This is a genomic window from Virgibacillus kekensis, assembly GCF_042654125.1.
Classification (GTDB): Bacteria; Bacillota; Bacilli; order Bacillales; family Amphibacillaceae; genus Lentibacillus; species Lentibacillus kekensis.
In genome coordinates, this window is record NZ_JBHSFU010000003.1 from 1 (window position 1) to 15,565 (window position 15,565).

Sequence of the window (15,565 nt, forward strand, 5' to 3'; positions counted from 1 at the left end):
GGATACTAATAGATCGAGGACTTAACTAAATCTTTATCTGATGTCATGCGAGGCTCTTATTTAGTTTTCAGGGTACAAACATTTCAAAGGATGTTCTGTTAAAACCGCTCACGTCCTGTGAACAACACAGAACGACCTACATCCTGTAGGTCTGGTGGCAATAGCGGAGAGGTCACACCTGTTCCCATGCCGAACACAGAAGTTAAGCTCTCCAGCGCCGATGGTAGTTGGGGCTTTGCCCCTGCAAGAGTAGGACGCCGCCAGGCAAACAAAGACGCCAGTTACGCTATAACGCGTAGCTGGCTTTTTGTCTTATAATTATAGTTATCGAGTATAATTAAATTCCTTGGCTTATCATATTTTTAGAGTAGGATAGTAAAAAGTCGGTAAAGAGGTGATATCTTGGCGAATAGTGATGATCGTTTATTTGCGATGTTAATATATCTTACAAGTTTTTTCTTTCCAGTATTAGGACCACTAATCATCTGGCTGTTTAAGAGGGATGATTCGGAATTTGTGGATTATCATGGTAAAGAGTATTTCAATTTCTTTATTGCTTTTACCGTGTATACCATCATAAGTGGAATTTTAGTTCTTGTCCTGATTGGTTTTGTTTTGTTACTTATAGTGGGAATTACAGCATTCATCCTAACTCTGATTGCGCTGATTAAATCCTATAATGGGGAGAATTATCGCTTTCCATTGATTTTCCGGTTTATCCAATAATACAGGAAAGCCTGCTAAACGGGTAGTGACTTCGTATAGCAGGCTGTTTGTATTACTCTTCTTTATTTTTCTCTTCGTCATGGGCCTTGTCCCGAAGAGTTGTTGCATCCATTTCTTCTCCAAATTCGGTCTGTAACTGATTTTGTCCTCGTAAATCATGGCGTTCCACTGAAAAATGATTCGCTACATACCCATGGACAAATGGCTCACAGCACGTTATAAAAAATGCAGATAATAAGGAGAGGGTTATAATTGGAAGTTCGTTACCGAAGAACATTCCTCCCAGTATCCATATCGATAAGAAAGCCAAGGGAAAATCAGAAATAGTAGCAGTCACATTTCCGTATTTTCGCAGTATAAACATATCTCCCAAGACATACGATATTCCAGTAACAAGCAGACTAATCAGAAACAATTCGCCGAAATCTGCCTCATAAAATACTCCAAAAATAGCGAATAACGTAATGGTAATCGCTGCAAACTTCATCAAAAGCACCTTTATATGGTCCAATAAATATCTTCCTTTCATTTGTTTTTACGGAGAGAGATTATTTCATTTATATTGTTTCGTTAACTTCTGATTCTTATACATCCTCTAATTTTCGTATGAAGTTCAACTGCAGGACAATCTTTTATTTACATATCTAATGCTGGTATGGTAAATAGTAATTCTAATTACACATTTATTATTTCTGTTAATAATTCTTAGGGAGTGTTTCAATTGACCTTCGTACGACTAGGGTATTCGGCAATGAGTGTCCATCTTAAAAACTCTTCCCCTTCGCAAACAATGACGTACAGCCGTTTTTCGAAGCTTGACGACAGAGATGCTGCCATCCGAAAACTGGAACAGATAGCTGCCTCTAATCTTTCCAATTGTCTACGGTTACTTAGGCATAATTTGGCAAGTGATATAAATTTCTTCAGAATCTCATCAAAACTCATCCCTCTAGCTAACCACCCGGACCTTCCTAAATGGAATTACCTGGAGGCACTTCAGGAACCGATGAAGCAGCTTGCAGATTTTTTCGAAAGCAATCCCAGTATGAGGGTAGACTTTCATGCAGATCACTTTGTGCTTATAAATTCACCAAAAGAGGAAGTATTGAGAAATTCGATTAAGACATTGAGGATGCATTACAGGCTTTTAAAAGGAATGGGGATAAATCCAAGACACCGTTGTGTTCTTCATGTTGGAGGAGGGTACGGTGACAAAGAGAAGGCCCTTGAACGGTTTATACATAATTGGGGATATATTCCTGCTGACCTTCAACAGATGATTATTCTTGAAAATGATGATAAAACTTTCAATTTAGCGGACACTCTGTATCTTTGTGAAAAACTGGAGGTGCCGATGGTATTTGATTACCATCATCATTTGGCTAACCTCAACCCGGAAACCGATTGGTTTGACAGTTGGGAAAGGATTACCCATACATGGAACTTTTCGGAGTTGCCGGTTAAAATGCATATATCCAGTCCACGGTCAGATGAGAAATTCCGTGCACATGCGGATTATGTTGACAGCAGAATGTTTATGGAATTTTTAAACAAGATTATTGGGAGTGTGCCACAAATTGATTGTATGATTGAAGCCAAACAGAAAGACGACGCACTTTTTCAGTTAATGCGCGACCTTACTGAATATTCAAGTGTGGAGATAGCTGACGGGGGAAGCTTCTTTATAAAGTGAAGTCCATTTTCAGGGAAAATGCGTTCTCTTATACTATAATAGATAATATAATTAAATAACAGACTCCTATAAATAGAAGGAGAATGAAAAAGAGGGTGCATCGTATTGGTATCAGCTGTCGATATAGCCAGCAGTCTGAAGGGAATTATAGCCGGGCACAGTATGCCTTCCACTGAGGACTGGCCGGATCTCGAATATATAGGTGCTGGCCGGAGCGCAGTAGTATTCAGAATAAAATCCACCAATAAAGCACTTAAGTTATTTTACCCCGAATTTGAAGAGGTAGCACTGGAGGAAGCAGCGATATACAGAGTTTTGCAGGGGAACCCTTATTATCCAACCTTATATGAGGCCGGAGACAATTTTCTGCTGATAGACTATATTGAGGGCAGAACGCTCTTTGAATGTCTGACAATCGGAGAGCGAATTTCCGAAATGCACATCAAAGAAGTTGATCGAGCATTGGCCTATGCAAAAGAAAAGGGGCTTACCCCCAGTGATATACATTTGAGAAATATTATACTCACCAACGAGGGCAATATCAGATTGATCGATGTTGCGAGGTTTCGGCAGAATAGAAGCTGTCAGCAATGGAATGACCTGAAAAGAGTTTATTATTCGTTTTATAATAAACCTTTCTTTCCAAAAAGGATACCAACACAAGTGTTAGACAGTATAGCTGTTACTTACAAAAAGTTTTTAGAACCACTGTCTGAACGACTTATGGACAGGGATGCTGGGTAATGGAATCAATTAATACTCGTTTTCGCATAATTATAAATTTTCCTTTGTTTTGACTTGTATCTTAAAAACTATTAACTTATCATTGGTGTAAGCGTTATCAGTATATGAAAGGAGCTGTCTGTTTATGTTCTCTCCACTTACTCCGTTGGATTGGAAGCGAAGAGCTGTAAAATATTATCCGGAGAAAAAAGCAGTAGTAGATGAGGAAAAAGTGTTCACGTACAGGGAGTTTGGCGAGCGTACTGACCGGCTTTCCACTGCACTCTATGATGCTGGAATTCGAGAAGGTGACCATGTAGCTGTCATGCTGCCTAATACGCATTATATGCTTGAAAGTTTTTACGGGATCTGTCAGCTTGGTGCTGCGATGGTTCCTCTTAATTACCGGCTGAACGGTACGGATTTGGAGTACATCATCAAACACAGTGACTCAAAGATGCTTATAGTTGATGAGGAATTTAGTGGGCCAATTGAAGAAATTGAGGCCAATCTCTCACTTGAACAGATTATCGTTGTTTCAGTTGAAGGCTGCAATTCGAGGCTTAAAGGAGTGGATTATGAAGCTTTCTTGGACCACGTTGGTCAGAATGCTCACTTTCCAGAAGTGGAAATTGATGAAAATCAGCTGCTGACACTAAACTATACGAGTGGAACAACTTCAAAACCAAAAGGCGTAATGCTGACGCACCGTGGTAATTATATGAATGCTGCCAATTTCATGTATCATCTCGGTGTCACTCATGATGATGTTTACCTTCACACACTGCCGATGTTTCATGCTAACGGCTGGGGCGGTGTCTGGGCGATCACCGCAGTTGGGGGTACACATGTCTGCCTGCGGAAAGTTGATCCACCCAAAATACTTAATCTGTTTGAACAGCAGAATATTTCGTTGCTATGCGGTGCACCGACAGTTGTTAATATGCTGATAAATGATCCAAAAGCGAAAGAAACGAATATAACTACTCGTCCACGTATGGCTACAGCGGGTGCTCCACCAGCGGCAGCACTCATTAACCGGGCGCAGGAAATACTGGGTCTTAACATGATTCATGTGTACGGATTGACTGAAACCTCACCATTTATCCTTTATTGTGAATGGAGAAAAGAATTTGAGGATAAATCGCCGGAAGAACAGGCAACCATTAAAGCGAGACAAGGAATTGAACTTGCTTTTAACGGGGAGACCAAAGTTATTGGATCCGATGGAGAAGAGGTAGCCTGGAACGGAGAGGAACTTGGAGAAATTATTACTCGCGGAAACGTTGTTATGAAGGGGTATTATAAGGATGCTGAAAAGACATCGGCAGCGATAAAGGACGGCTGGTTCTTTACCGGTGATCTTGCGGTAACTCATCCAGACGGGTTTATTGAGATACGTGACCGGGCGAAGGACCTGATTATCTCAGGTGGAGAAAACATATCCTCCACAGAAGTCGAAGGAGTACTATATAAGCATCCAGGTGTTATGGAAGTTGCGGTTATTGCGATTCCGGATGAAAAATGGGGCGAGGTTCCAAAGGCAATTATTGTGCCACAGGCAGGGGCAAACGTAGCAGAACAGGAAATGATAGACTACTGCCGTGATCATATGGCTCATTTTAAGGCGCCAAAATCGATTGAATTTGTTGATGCTCTTCCAAAAACAGCTACCGGAAAGCTGCAGAAATACCGACTTAGAGAAATGTACTGGGAAGGCCCCAGAAAAGTAAACTAGGAATAACTAAGACGCCATAAAACGGCGTCTTTTCTGTTACTGGTAACTTTCAGTCTTTCTTTTTCTTTTACTTTCGGAAAAGATATAATATATAAGAAATAATCCGGTAAGCGGCATAATCGGGTTGCTAAAGGTAAAATCCTTGAATAATACCGCATAAAAACCTGAACCTGTACTTAACTAGCCAATTGCTTCCAGAAAAGTTAGCTGCTATTTCTTCAAGTATCAAACCATCTTTGTATATACTACTTCCATTTTCTCGGTTGTCTGTATGGATATGTATAGTTCTGTTAATTATACTATATATTCTCCTGAAAATTTTACACAGAAGGGTATAATCTTTTTAACTGTATCGTTTCTAAATTCATGCTATGATTCTACTATTAAATGCGAGGAGGAAGTCTTATGCAGAAATTTTCCCTGAAAGATAAACTTATGAATGATTATACAGAACAAGATGAAAGTAAGGATATTTCAGGCGAGCGGTTAGCTTCTCGGCTTGATGACTTATCAAAAATTGGCCTTACCCCTGGTAATGGAAGTAATCGTCCAGGGTTTTCAAAAGAAGAAAAACATGCTAAGGAGCTTGTTGGCGGTTGGATGCGCAATGCAGGTTTGAATGTCCGGGAAGACGGTGCGGGCAATATAATTGGGCGGCTAGAGGGCAAGAATAATCAGCTTCCGGCAATTATGTGTGGATCACATGTAGACAGTGTGCCTAATGGAGGACACTTTGACGGTCCTGTTGGAGTTTTGTCTGCCCTTGAAGTGGTCGAAGCATGGAATCAGACGGGTTTCAGGCCAGAGAAGCCATTTGAAGTTGTGGTTTTTTCTGATGAAGAAGGGGCCAGGTTTAATGGTGGATTTAATGGAAGTGAAGCGATAACAGGTAAAGGTGATATTAATGAAAAACGGTTGCTCAAGGACAAGGACGGACTAAGTTTTGAAAAAGTTTTAAATGAAGTTGGGCTTGATATTGAAGGGTACCAGGAATCCAGGAGAAATCCTAATGAGATTGAGATGTTTATCGAGGTTCATATCGAGCAAGGAAAGCGATTGGAGAAAGAAAATCTGCCATGTGGGATTGTAACGGGCATTGCAGGACCTTGCTGGATTGAATTTTCGTTTACCGGTGAAGCGGGGCATGCCGGTAATACCCCGATGAATGACCGTAAAGATGCCCTTGTAGCTGCTAGCGAGTTCATCCTGGAAGCAAACAAACTGCCAGGGAACATAAGTGAATCAGCAGTAGCGACGGTTGGCAGGCAAATGGTCGAACCCAATGGGGTGAACGTTATACCGGGGAAAGTTACATTGTTTGCTGATATTCGTGATATTCATAAAGAGACCAGGGATCAGCTGGCTGGAGAAATCCTGACGTTGGCGCATAACGTTGCAAAAAAACACGGGGTGGAAATTGAGCATCAGGAGAAAATTCGTATTGCCCCGGTCCCAATAAGAGAAGAAATCCAGGATAACCTTGAAAAAGCTTTTCAGGAGGAAGGAATCAGACCATACCGGCTGCCAAGCGGGGCTGGCCATGACGCAATGGTAATTGGTGAAATTATCCCTGTTGCTATGCTGTTCGTTCGCAGTAAAGATGGTATTAGTCATAACCCGGAAGAGTGGTCAGATCTTGCTGATTGTGTTCAAACTATAAAGGTGCTTAAAAATTTCATCGAACAGATGCAATAAGAGATTGGGAAGAAAGTGATAATTTATATAATTCGAACTATCTACTACATTATTCTGTAAGATAGTTCGGATTTTTTTGTTAGGATGCCTTCGTATAATCTATAAACTCCTAAGTGGAAATAGGGTATTCTGTGTCCACTTAGAATTATTGGGCTTATAACTTCGCAGTTTTTATCAACTTTGAAATAATTTCCAAATATAGAAGGTTAATAGTCTAAAATTCCCCCTATAACCGTTCGTCTATAGAAAGGAAAGTTTTTGTTATGTCCCAGCAACTTAATGAATCATGGAATCATCTTTACTATCTATATGTAGCGTTCCATCTTGTTGTACTTCAGCGTAAAAAACTTGGGAGAGCTCCTTTCCACCAGCATTTTTCAACTGTTGGTCCAACCATTCCATATCCAAATTTAACTTAGAAAGATTTTGCTTATTTGGTACACCATCAGCGATTACTTCGGTTGCAACCGGGTATACGTTTGGAGTTGCACTTAAGGCATTCATATCACCTTTTGTAACCGGTTGCTTAGCTTCTTTTTTCATTACCGAAAGTTTGCCGCTTGTTTCGAATATGGCGTATTCAACGTCAGCTACAGAAAAGGCATTTTTTTGTCTGAGCAGTGAATTTAATGCATCAATATTCAATCGTGCTTTTCGTAATGCGTCTTCCATTATATTACCGTCTTTAATTACGATAAGCGGACTTCCTGTAGTCACTTTCCTTGCGGCTTTAGATTTGATATCGATAAATCCCATAATAAGTGTAAACACAGCCCATCCGGCCAATGCCAGTAGACCATTTTGGATACTTAGGTTTTGGCTAACTGCAAGCGTTCCGGCGATTGTTCCGATTGCGATCGAAGAAACGAAATTAAAGAATGTCATTTGACTAATTTCTTTTCTGCCCATAATTCTGGCCAGTGTAAAGAGCACTACGAAAGCTACAATTACTCGTAATAGAAGTTCGGAAAGTTCCATAATGTATAACCCTCTCACATGAATTTGATTACTTTATCTATTTGCAGGTACCGTTTTTTTATTCGATACTCCTCCGTATAAATAAAAAAAAAAGGTTAAAACTATACTTGCACATAACATAAAGGAGTGTAGTAAATGGGCATATTATCGGGTAATCCGAAAAAACAGCCTCTCCATTATGGAGAAGTGTTCAGCTTGTGGTCGTATCTTTTGGCCTCCAAGGGAAATTACGCTGCGTTTCAAACGTATATGAATCATACTGGTGATAAGGAACTGAAGCAACTACTTGAGGAGTCTGTCCAGGGAATTAAAAAAGAGTCTGAGGAGATTGAGGAGCTACTAAAGATTAATGGTGTTGCTCTGCCTCCTTCACCTCCCGAACGCTCGCTTGCTAATCTGGAGGAGATACCAGTAGGTGCAAAGTTCAACGATCAGGAAATTAGTGCCATGTTATCAGGCGCAATTGGACAGGGACTTATCGCCTGTAGTACAATCATCAGTCAGTCCACCCGTGAGGATGTGGCTATGCTGTTTGGTCAGTTTCATATGAACAAAGCGCAGCTGGGTGCAAGAGCCTTACGTTTGAATAAGGAAAAAGGCTGGCTTATTATGCCGCCTATGCACACTAAAGTTCCTGACCAAAATTAATTTATTTATGCAAAACTCCTGTGCAATACAGGAGTTTTTGTTTTATATTCATTAAAACATTAAGCTGTCCAATTACAGTGTCAGGACAAATACCTTATCACTGCAATCCTTCTTGAATACGATAGTAGTAAAGTATATGTGGAAGGAGGTGTAAGGTATGTATCCTGGAAGACCGAGACGGCCGCTCCCACCGCCACCGCGTGCAGGAATGCGTCCACCAATGCCAGGACCAGTGCGCCGCCCGTCTCCACCCGGACAAAAATTGCTATCCCAGTTCCGTGATGCGGAGGGGAATGTGGATATAGATAAAATTTCGGTAACTGCACAACAGGTAGGGAAACTGTACAGTCAGGTAGGCCCTTTAATCGGACCTGTAATAAACAAATTCAAGAAATAATAAACAGCCGGCTTCCCTCTAATTATCGGTAGCCGGCTTAACTTTTATATTTATTTTCCAACGTCTTTTTTAGGAATTGTGATCTTTAGGGTCTCACCTGTAAATTCGGCATTAACTTGCTGTTCAGGGATTAGGAAAGGAAGTGCTATTACCCGTTCTGTCCTGTGATACGACTCTTCTTTGCTGTAATAGTTGTCTTCGTCTCTTTTTTCTTCAAAAATTTTAGTCTCATTAACCGAGATTTTAAGCTCGTTCCCCGAAACATCCAAGTTGACCTGATCAGGGTTAGTACCAGATAAGAATACGGCTATGATAAATTTGTCTACTGTCTCATATGTGTCTATTTTGATTTTATCCTCCAGCAGCATCTCAAATTTCTCAAAAGAAGCTTCAAATAGTGAGTCAATATAGTCAGATAATCCAAAGAACGGTAAGTCTAACTGTTTGTCTTTTCGTTTATCCATTATTTCACTCCTCTGCTTGGATTACACTATTAACTTATGCTCGTTGGCCAGTGTCGGATGGGCACTTTTTTATTTGCCTATGAACAGATAGGCGGATTACTGAATAAAATAAATCCGTATCGATATACAAAAGGGGGAGAGCGATGGATCCTTTTAAAAGTAAAAATCCATTTGGGGAAATGGGGAATATTAATCACAATCCATTGTCGGCAGAGTACCTTGATCAAATAAAAGAAATGATGGAACAGTACAATAGTGTACTGAATGAAGAGTTTTGGAATAATATCCAAGGAATAAGTAATCGGGGCAGAAAGAAAATGGAGGGATTTCCGATTGAACTTTGGGAGAGTGATGAGGAACTATTTATTCAAGCATACATTCCAGGTGTGAAAGATACCAGACGGATTAAAGTTTCTTTTTTGTCGGATAAAAAATTAAAAATAAAAGCGACTCAGAAATCAGAACAGCCAACTACAGCTAAAAGGCAGCTGGCAAGTGATTTTACTGATTCACATATCGAGCGGTATGTTAAATTACCATACGAAGTGGAGACGGATAATTATTCCATCCATACAGAAGCAGGTATAGTTACGCTGATTTTTAATAAAATCCATCGGGGTGTAAAAGTACCGTTTGACTTTTAGAAAGGGGGAGTTTGTGATTGCAGATATGCAAATAACCATAGTAAATATAAAAGTATTTAATATCTCAGGTACTTCATCGTTTATTATTGGAAAGGGAGAGCAGTCAGATTTTTCTAGTCAGTCTAAATCTAATAACGGGATAGGAACTGTTTATGGGGATGGATCAGATATAAATATGAGTCCTGACCATCTGACCTTGAACGACCCGGATTTGCTCGATTCAATTAGTAAACAACAGTATTTTTATCAACCGGAACCCACGCCATTTGAAGAATTCCCCGCGCCTCCACTTTGGGGATGGGTACCTCCTGATGAACGGTAAAAGGGCTGGATCATCTATGGTCGCAACAAGCGGCCAGGTGAGCCAGCCTTTTTTTACAAGGTAAGAAAGTATATAATCTTGGCTCTATAAAGCTCTTTGCCAGCAAGAGCCACGTCCAGCTACAGCGCCCATCACCTAGTGCCCTTCCGGACTCTTCTTACGATAAGTCAACATCAATTCACTTTGCTCATTATGTTTCCTTTATCTCATACGACTCCGTCCAGGTCATACGGTGATAAGCAGGGCGCTTGCGCTTTTGTTCAATATCTGAACCGTGTGAAGGATACAGGTAATAATGATAAGGTGGGAATGGGCTTTTGTTCACAACATACTAATCCTCAATTCCTATTCCTGTTGGGGTTATTGCTGGTGAAGTGGAATCAAATCCATCTGCATCAATAATAACCGGCGCAAAAGGCTGTAAGTTATTAAAACAGAAATCGCCGTTTATCTGTCCGGTGATTATATTTGATTTTGAGAGACTGTTCATTGCCTGAAATGAATTTTCACCAACCGATGTGACGGAGGTATTTTCAACCGAGTTGATTTTTATGCCACCTATAATTGTAATGCCAATAGGTTCGATTGATTCCATTTTTACTCTTCACCTACATCCATTGATTTATCAATGTAAATTTCAATGATCCCTCCATCGTAGTCGAACTGAATACTCTCGGTTACCACCTTTACCGGAAAGCGGATTAACCTGTAGAATGGCCCTTCAAAAATTTCCTGTGTTACCAGGTGGTTAATCGTTTCGGGCGGTTCCGGAGCGACATGCCCCTTAATCTCCAACAGCTCATCTTTTATAAACTGGACATGGAGATTATTGCTCCGTACTCCAGGTAAACTCATTCGTAAGTAATAGTTGGAATCGGACTCGAAAACGTCAATTCGTGGGGTACGGATTTCGCCGGGGTTTTTCTGCTGGGTAATATGCTCATGATTTGTAGTCGAGTTGTCTCCGTATATTTTTTGAAAGGACATAGAAAATCCTCCTTTTGAATATGTATTTTAGTATATTCGCACAGGAGAAAACCGTGATTTCAGACAGGGGGTGGGATTATAAACGGAAACACAAATGACAACAATAACCATATTGAAGATTTAAAAAAACAACTATTACAGTACCAGCAATATATAATGAACCTGCCAGTATATGAATATCACATTGAAAAAATTCATGTAGAGAAGGTAAAAGGTATTCTGCAGCTTGGACAGTTGGTCGAAGAGGAAGAAAACACCGAGAAGGGCATTCATAAAATATTTATTAACGATGTACTTATCCGGGAAATTGAAGGAAGTGGTATTGTTGGGGTGGGTATTACCGAAAAAGATGTACATAAAAAGAAACAGCAAAAAAAGATACCACCTGATGAAGCTGGAAAAGAAATAAAAATTAAATATGAAGCGATTCAGAGGGAACTGGCGTTACATGATGTGCCGGTTTTTTTTCAAATGCTTGCAGTTGAGGAGAAAGTTTTGGAAACATTGTGGGAAATTATCCAAGGGAATGAACCGTTCCAGACCGCAGTTAACAATATAGCCGCAGATGTTCAGGCGACTGTTCGAAAGTTCTGGACAGTTATTGCAAATACAATACCGAAAAACCAATTAATTCAGCATCCCTATATATGTGAACATACACGGAAAGAGTTTGAGGACCTGGTGGTAACATTAGGTGTGGTGGTTATGCTTATAAGTATATTTCTGCCAGGTTATTTGGATAAACCGGATAACCCTAAGCCTTCCATTGGGGAGTTGAATATGCTGGAAAATCCCGAACCGGATCAGATCATCAAGAAACTGCAAAAGGGCTATAACCTCGATTTTCTACCTGGACCTGTCGAATCACTAACCGAGCATTCAACAACACTTACACTTTTATATAATGAAATAATTGTTCCCCTAAACAATCAAGACAAGGATACATCTTTTTTTAAGGCGGTAAGAGGTGTTTTCGACAACACGAATACAGTAAATAATATGGTACCGAACCTGAGCCTTACCGTCAGTCAGCAGGCATACCTTTTCACTACGCTGATTGAAAGCCTGACTGATATTCCGAAGAAAGTTTATATTATTAAACTGATTGAAGATCTGTGCAGCTAGGGGCATCGCTTCTTTTACGAGTAGCGTGACTTCCGCCCTGTCACTTAACGCAAAAAGACATATATTGTATTATCCAGCAACGACATATTCCTGGGTAATACTCACTTATATTTCCACCTGCAGGAAGCCTCCGGACTGGAGGCTTTTTTGTTGTTCTTTATCCCTAACGTTAAGATAAAGTGTTCCACGGGCCAAAGTCGACTTTACTTCAGATATTCCTTTTTATCCTGCAGTTAACAAATGGAAATATTATATTCGCCTTTTTTTTTAGGTACAGGGACATATGTACCATTCGATAAAAAATTTAATACATATGGTATTAGTACAGATGAAAGGTGGTGAACAGAGATATGGGTTGGTATAAATCTTGGGGACATGGAGCCGGTGGATATGGAAATAACAACGGCTTTATATTGCTGGTTGTTTTATTCATTCTCCTGATTATTGTGGGTAACAGTTACTCAATGGGAGGAGACGATTAATCTGAATTTCCCCCTTTCATTATAAATCAATATAGACGGTTGATTTTTTAGAAGGAGGTGATAATTAATGGGCTATTCAGGAGCATTCGGTAACAATGGATTTGTATTGCTGGTAGTATTATTCATCTTGCTGATCATCGTTGGTAACAACTATTCAATGGGTGGTGGCTATGGAGGTGGCTACTAATCAGCAAAATTAAAAATCTGCCTTCCTATGTATCGGCATTCCATCATAGGAAGGGATTAATATCACAGGAATACAGCTTCAAATTCTGATAATCCAATAAAAGTATCAAAACAACCTCCTTTCAAATAGATAAATGCGGAGTCCTGTTCCTTCATCGTGCAGGCCTCCTTTCCATGCCAAGTATGGCAGTGTAGACAAGTAAAAATCCTCCGCCCATTTTTATTAAACAGGGGCAGGTATCACAACCAACCACCAGGTTTTGGCATAAGTTAATAGTACAGATGAATGGTGGTGGAAGGCAGTAGGAGGAAACGTGACCTGAATTAACAAAAGGTGCAGCAGTGTACGGTAGGTAACAGGCACTTCTATTGCCAAATGTTTTAAGTAATTTCAACAAGGAGGTGACAATTAATGGGCTACTCAGGTGTTTGGGGCAATAACGGCTTTGTATTGCTTGTAGTATTGTTCATCCTGTTGATCATTATCGGCAACTCTTATCATGACAACTATGGCTACTAAGACAGGATAAGCTGAAGACCAATCCTTTGCATGGGGAGAGTCCCCATGCAAAGGGATAATTAAAAACCTTGCTGTACACAACAGTACAGGTTTTTTCTTTCTGTTTAAATAATACGACCATCAGTCTACTGAAGGAGGTGGTAAGATGGACGATATGATAAAGAAAGTAGAAGGAAAAACTGGTGTAAAGGGCAGTGATATTCAAAAGCTGGTTAAATCACTTAATGGAACTGATTTAAGTAATGAGAAAAACATCAGACGACTGGTTAGACAAGTATCCCGGATGGCAAATAAAAAAGTAAACAAACGTACAGAAGACATGATTGTTGAAACGTTGACTAAAAACAATAAAAACATTGACGCCTCCACCATTTCCAAGATGCTAAAATAATTAACCTGATGCAGCAATAATGTGCTTCATCAATCCAATTCCCCTAAATTAATATAGGGGAATTTTGGATGTGTGACGATTTACTTTATGTAGAAAAAAGAGTCGTTATGATAAACTGATTTCTGACAGAGTTAACAGAAGAGGAGAATAGAATTCGATGAGGAAACCAACAGAGAAAACAGTAATGCATAGTTATCCGGGAATGGTGGCGCTGATTACTGCGAAATTTAATGGAAAAAGTAACATTATGGCTGCTGGGTGGCATTCCTATATTTCATATGAGCCTCCTATGTATGGTGTGGCGATAGGCAGAGAGCGGTATACATATGAACTGGTGAAGAAGGCGGGTTCTTTCGCTGTCAATTTTCTCCCTTATGAAAAGGCTGATTTCATTCAAGCAGCTGGAGCTCGCAGTGGAGAAGATGTAGACAAATTTATTAAAGGTTCAATGAAGTATGATGACGGCATTACTAGTAACGCACCAATCCTGCATGAAGCTTATGCAGCTTACGAGTGCGAAACTGTTGATATTAATTCATACGGTGATCATGACTGGTTTGTTGGTAGTATTACTCAGTTTTACAGGGACGATTCTTTGTTTGGGAATGACGGACTACCCGACTTCGATAAGCTTGAGATCCCCCTTTATCTTGGGAGATCGGCATATGCCAAGCTGGACAGGAAGAGCCCCGTTAATACATTCCGGGTAGATGATTGAGTTGGGATTTCAGCTCAGTTAAATGGATATACTTTTAATTGCTGATTATCACCTAGGGTAGCCAGGAGGACATTATCCGGCGTTATATTATGCTTCGTCTTAAGCTCTTGTATCAGCCAGGATTCGTCTTTTCCTACAAGCTCCAGTTCTTTTGGGTCGATCCTTCCTTCAACAATAACTGTTTTTGGAAGATAAAAAAGTTTAAGTGGTGCATTCTCTGTCTCCCGTGTAATGGGTTCATACTGAGGATAAAGGAAAATGGAAATCGTGCCACCGTGCTCCCATAGGGCAAGAGCTACTTTTTGTATGTCGTCTGTTTTCTTTTTCCTAAGTTCAGATAGTAGAACGTTAACCGATATTTTTGCCTTTTTTAGATTCTTATAATTTATTTTTCCATATTCAATGAGCGGAAGCGGGGGAGGGTTGAAAAACTTACGGACAGGCAGCCATTTCAGACTTATATAAATCCCTACCACGTATAATGCCACAATTACCCCCATCGTGACCATGGAGCCTTTAAGTCCCAGTTCTGGATCTGATAACGGATGTGCGATAATATTGCCTATCATAAGTGCTACAATGAAATCCATAAATCGTAACTGGGAGATTGAACGCTGACCCATGATTTTGGCCAGTATAACAAGAAATATAAAGCCGATCACTGCCCGCAGTGCCCATTCAATGGCAGTTAATGAATGCTGGTTACTGAAAAAATCGATTGTCTCCACTTCCTTTTAGCTTTTCTTCCAATAGCTTGGCTTATTTTTCAGGTATTTATTACGTTGAATGGAAGGTAATCCGTATAGCGACTTTCCCAACAAGATTTCATTTGACATAAGCGGGAAAATTGCGACATTTACGGGTGGGTAAATTTGACTATTTCGTATTATCCTGCTAAGAAAATGCTTGAATTTTGCGGACTTGATTAGATGTGAGATATCCTGATACTGCCTGAAAAGCCAGTATATAATCGAATAATAACCTAATTAGGGCTTTCTTGCCTGGCTGAAGGAAACTCTGAGTCTAAAGTCACCAATTAATCGACAGAATTCCGCACTGCTTTCCCAAGCGGTTTTGGCAGGAATTCATCCTCTTTTTTAAGAATATATAGTTAAATCTTAAAAAGGA

21 protein-coding genes and 1 rRNA gene are annotated in these 15,565 nt (G+C 40.0%); 16 read left to right on the forward strand and 6 right to left on the reverse strand.

Annotation, left to right across the window (positions count from 1 at the left end):
• Positions 1-150: 150 nt before the first annotated feature.
• Positions 151-266, forward strand: a 5S ribosomal RNA gene (rrf, locus tag ACFO3D_RS01330).
• A gap of 136 nt (positions 267-402) precedes the next feature.
• Positions 403-726 (forward strand): DUF4870 domain-containing protein, encoded by a 324-nt coding sequence (locus ACFO3D_RS01335; protein ID WP_390292782.1) that lies wholly within the window; start codon positions 403-405, stop codon positions 724-726.
• A 52-nt stretch (positions 727-778) separates the two neighbouring features.
• On the opposite strand, the gene ACFO3D_RS01340 is transcribed toward ACFO3D_RS01335, so the two are convergent.
• Positions 779-1,237: a YndM family protein gene (locus ACFO3D_RS01340; protein ID WP_390292784.1), complete on the reverse strand. Its 459-nt coding sequence runs from the start codon at positions 1,235-1,237 to the stop codon at positions 779-781.
• Positions 1,238-1,477: 240 nt separating this feature from the next.
• Here ACFO3D_RS01340 and uvsE point away from each other — a divergent pair, with 240 nt between their 5' ends.
• From uvsE to ACFO3D_RS01360, 4 genes are all read left to right on the forward strand, one after another.
• Positions 1,478-2,419 carry a UV DNA damage repair endonuclease UvsE gene (gene uvsE, locus ACFO3D_RS01345; RefSeq protein ID WP_390293396.1) on the forward strand — a complete coding sequence of 314 codons (942 nt, stop codon included), beginning with the start codon at positions 1,478-1,480 and terminating at the stop codon, positions 2,417-2,419.
• 105 nt (positions 2,420-2,524) lie between these two features.
• Positions 2,525-3,163, forward strand: a complete 639-nt coding sequence (locus ACFO3D_RS01350; protein ID WP_390292785.1) for a protein kinase family protein — start codon at positions 2,525-2,527, stop codon at positions 3,161-3,163.
• Positions 3,164-3,287: 124 nt separating this feature from the next.
• Positions 3,288-4,880, forward strand: coding sequence for a long-chain-fatty-acid--CoA ligase (locus tag ACFO3D_RS01355; protein WP_390292786.1), 1,593 nt, complete (start codon positions 3,288-3,290; stop codon positions 4,878-4,880).
• Between the two features lie 405 nt (positions 4,881-5,285).
• A complete protein-coding gene (locus tag ACFO3D_RS01360) occupies positions 5,286-6,575 on the forward strand; it encodes a Zn-dependent hydrolase (RefSeq protein ID WP_390292787.1) in 1,290 nt (429 codons plus the stop codon).
• Between the two features lie 276 nt (positions 6,576-6,851).
• On the opposite strand, the gene ACFO3D_RS01365 is transcribed toward ACFO3D_RS01360, so the two are convergent.
• Entirely contained in the window at positions 6,852-7,553 is a 702-nt protein-coding gene (locus ACFO3D_RS01365; protein WP_390292788.1) for a DUF421 domain-containing protein, read from the reverse strand.
• A 135-nt stretch (positions 7,554-7,688) separates the two neighbouring features.
• Between ACFO3D_RS01365 and ACFO3D_RS01370 the strand changes: the two genes are divergently transcribed.
• Complete coding sequence (locus ACFO3D_RS01370) at positions 7,689-8,201, forward strand: DUF3231 family protein (RefSeq protein ID WP_390292789.1); 513 nt, start codon at positions 7,689-7,691, stop codon at positions 8,199-8,201.
• 157 nt (positions 8,202-8,358) lie between these two features.
• Positions 8,359-8,598, forward strand: a complete 240-nt coding sequence (locus ACFO3D_RS01375; protein ID WP_390292790.1) for a YppG family protein — start codon at positions 8,359-8,361, stop codon at positions 8,596-8,598.
• Positions 8,599-8,648: 50 nt separating this feature from the next.
• On the opposite strand, the gene ACFO3D_RS01380 is transcribed toward ACFO3D_RS01375, so the two are convergent.
• Complete coding sequence (locus tag ACFO3D_RS01380; RefSeq protein WP_390292791.1) at positions 8,649-9,062, reverse strand: Hsp20/alpha crystallin family protein; 414 nt, start codon at positions 9,060-9,062, stop codon at positions 8,649-8,651.
• A gap of 143 nt (positions 9,063-9,205) precedes the next feature.
• On the opposite strand from ACFO3D_RS01380, the gene ACFO3D_RS01385 reads away from it, so the two are divergent.
• Positions 9,206-9,706 (forward strand): Hsp20/alpha crystallin family protein, encoded by a 501-nt coding sequence (locus ACFO3D_RS01385; protein WP_390292792.1) that lies wholly within the window; start codon positions 9,206-9,208, stop codon positions 9,704-9,706.
• A 13-nt stretch (positions 9,707-9,719) separates the two neighbouring features.
• The gene (locus ACFO3D_RS01390; protein WP_390292793.1) at positions 9,720-10,028 is read left to right on the forward strand and encodes a spore germination protein; all 309 of its coding nucleotides are present in this window, start codon (positions 9,720-9,722) and stop codon (positions 10,026-10,028) included.
• Positions 10,029-10,359: 331 nt separating this feature from the next.
• Here the strand turns inward: ACFO3D_RS01390 and ACFO3D_RS01395 are convergent, their stop codons facing one another.
• Together ACFO3D_RS01395 and ACFO3D_RS01400 are read right to left on the reverse strand one after the other, a co-directional pair.
• Positions 10,360-10,623, reverse strand: coding sequence for a hypothetical protein (locus ACFO3D_RS01395; protein ID WP_390292794.1), 264 nt, complete (start codon positions 10,621-10,623; stop codon positions 10,360-10,362).
• A gap of 2 nt (positions 10,624-10,625) precedes the next feature.
• The gene (locus tag ACFO3D_RS01400; protein ID WP_390292795.1) at positions 10,626-11,015 is read right to left on the reverse strand and encodes an Hsp20/alpha crystallin family protein; all 390 of its coding nucleotides are present in this window, start codon (positions 11,013-11,015) and stop codon (positions 10,626-10,628) included.
• A gap of 156 nt (positions 11,016-11,171) precedes the next feature.
• Between ACFO3D_RS01400 and ACFO3D_RS01405 the strand changes: the two genes are divergently transcribed.
• From ACFO3D_RS01405 to ACFO3D_RS01430, 6 genes are all read left to right on the forward strand, one after another.
• The gene (locus tag ACFO3D_RS01405; protein WP_390292796.1) at positions 11,172-12,140 is read left to right on the forward strand and encodes a hypothetical protein; all 969 of its coding nucleotides are present in this window, start codon (positions 11,172-11,174) and stop codon (positions 12,138-12,140) included.
• A gap of 350 nt (positions 12,141-12,490) precedes the next feature.
• Positions 12,491-12,622 carry a YjcZ family sporulation protein gene (locus ACFO3D_RS01410; RefSeq protein WP_390292797.1) on the forward strand — a complete coding sequence of 44 codons (132 nt, stop codon included), beginning with the start codon at positions 12,491-12,493 and terminating at the stop codon, positions 12,620-12,622.
• Between the two features lie 67 nt (positions 12,623-12,689).
• Positions 12,690-12,809, forward strand: a complete 120-nt coding sequence (locus ACFO3D_RS01415; RefSeq protein ID WP_390292798.1) for a YjcZ family sporulation protein — start codon at positions 12,690-12,692, stop codon at positions 12,807-12,809.
• Positions 12,810-13,220: 411 nt separating this feature from the next.
• On the forward strand, positions 13,221-13,328 hold the full coding sequence (locus ACFO3D_RS01420) for a YjcZ family sporulation protein (protein WP_390292799.1): 108 nt from the start codon (positions 13,221-13,223) through the stop codon (positions 13,326-13,328).
• Between the two features lie 145 nt (positions 13,329-13,473).
• Complete coding sequence (locus ACFO3D_RS01425; RefSeq protein WP_390292800.1) at positions 13,474-13,719, forward strand: stage VI sporulation protein F; 246 nt, start codon at positions 13,474-13,476, stop codon at positions 13,717-13,719.
• 157 nt (positions 13,720-13,876) lie between these two features.
• Complete coding sequence (locus ACFO3D_RS01430) at positions 13,877-14,437, forward strand: flavin reductase family protein (RefSeq protein ID WP_390292802.1); 561 nt, start codon at positions 13,877-13,879, stop codon at positions 14,435-14,437.
• A gap of 14 nt (positions 14,438-14,451) precedes the next feature.
• On the opposite strand, the gene ACFO3D_RS01435 is transcribed toward ACFO3D_RS01430, so the two are convergent.
• Positions 14,452-15,156, reverse strand: coding sequence for a DUF421 domain-containing protein (locus tag ACFO3D_RS01435; protein ID WP_417891801.1), 705 nt, complete (start codon positions 15,154-15,156; stop codon positions 14,452-14,454).
• Positions 15,157-15,565 lie beyond the last annotated feature (409 nt).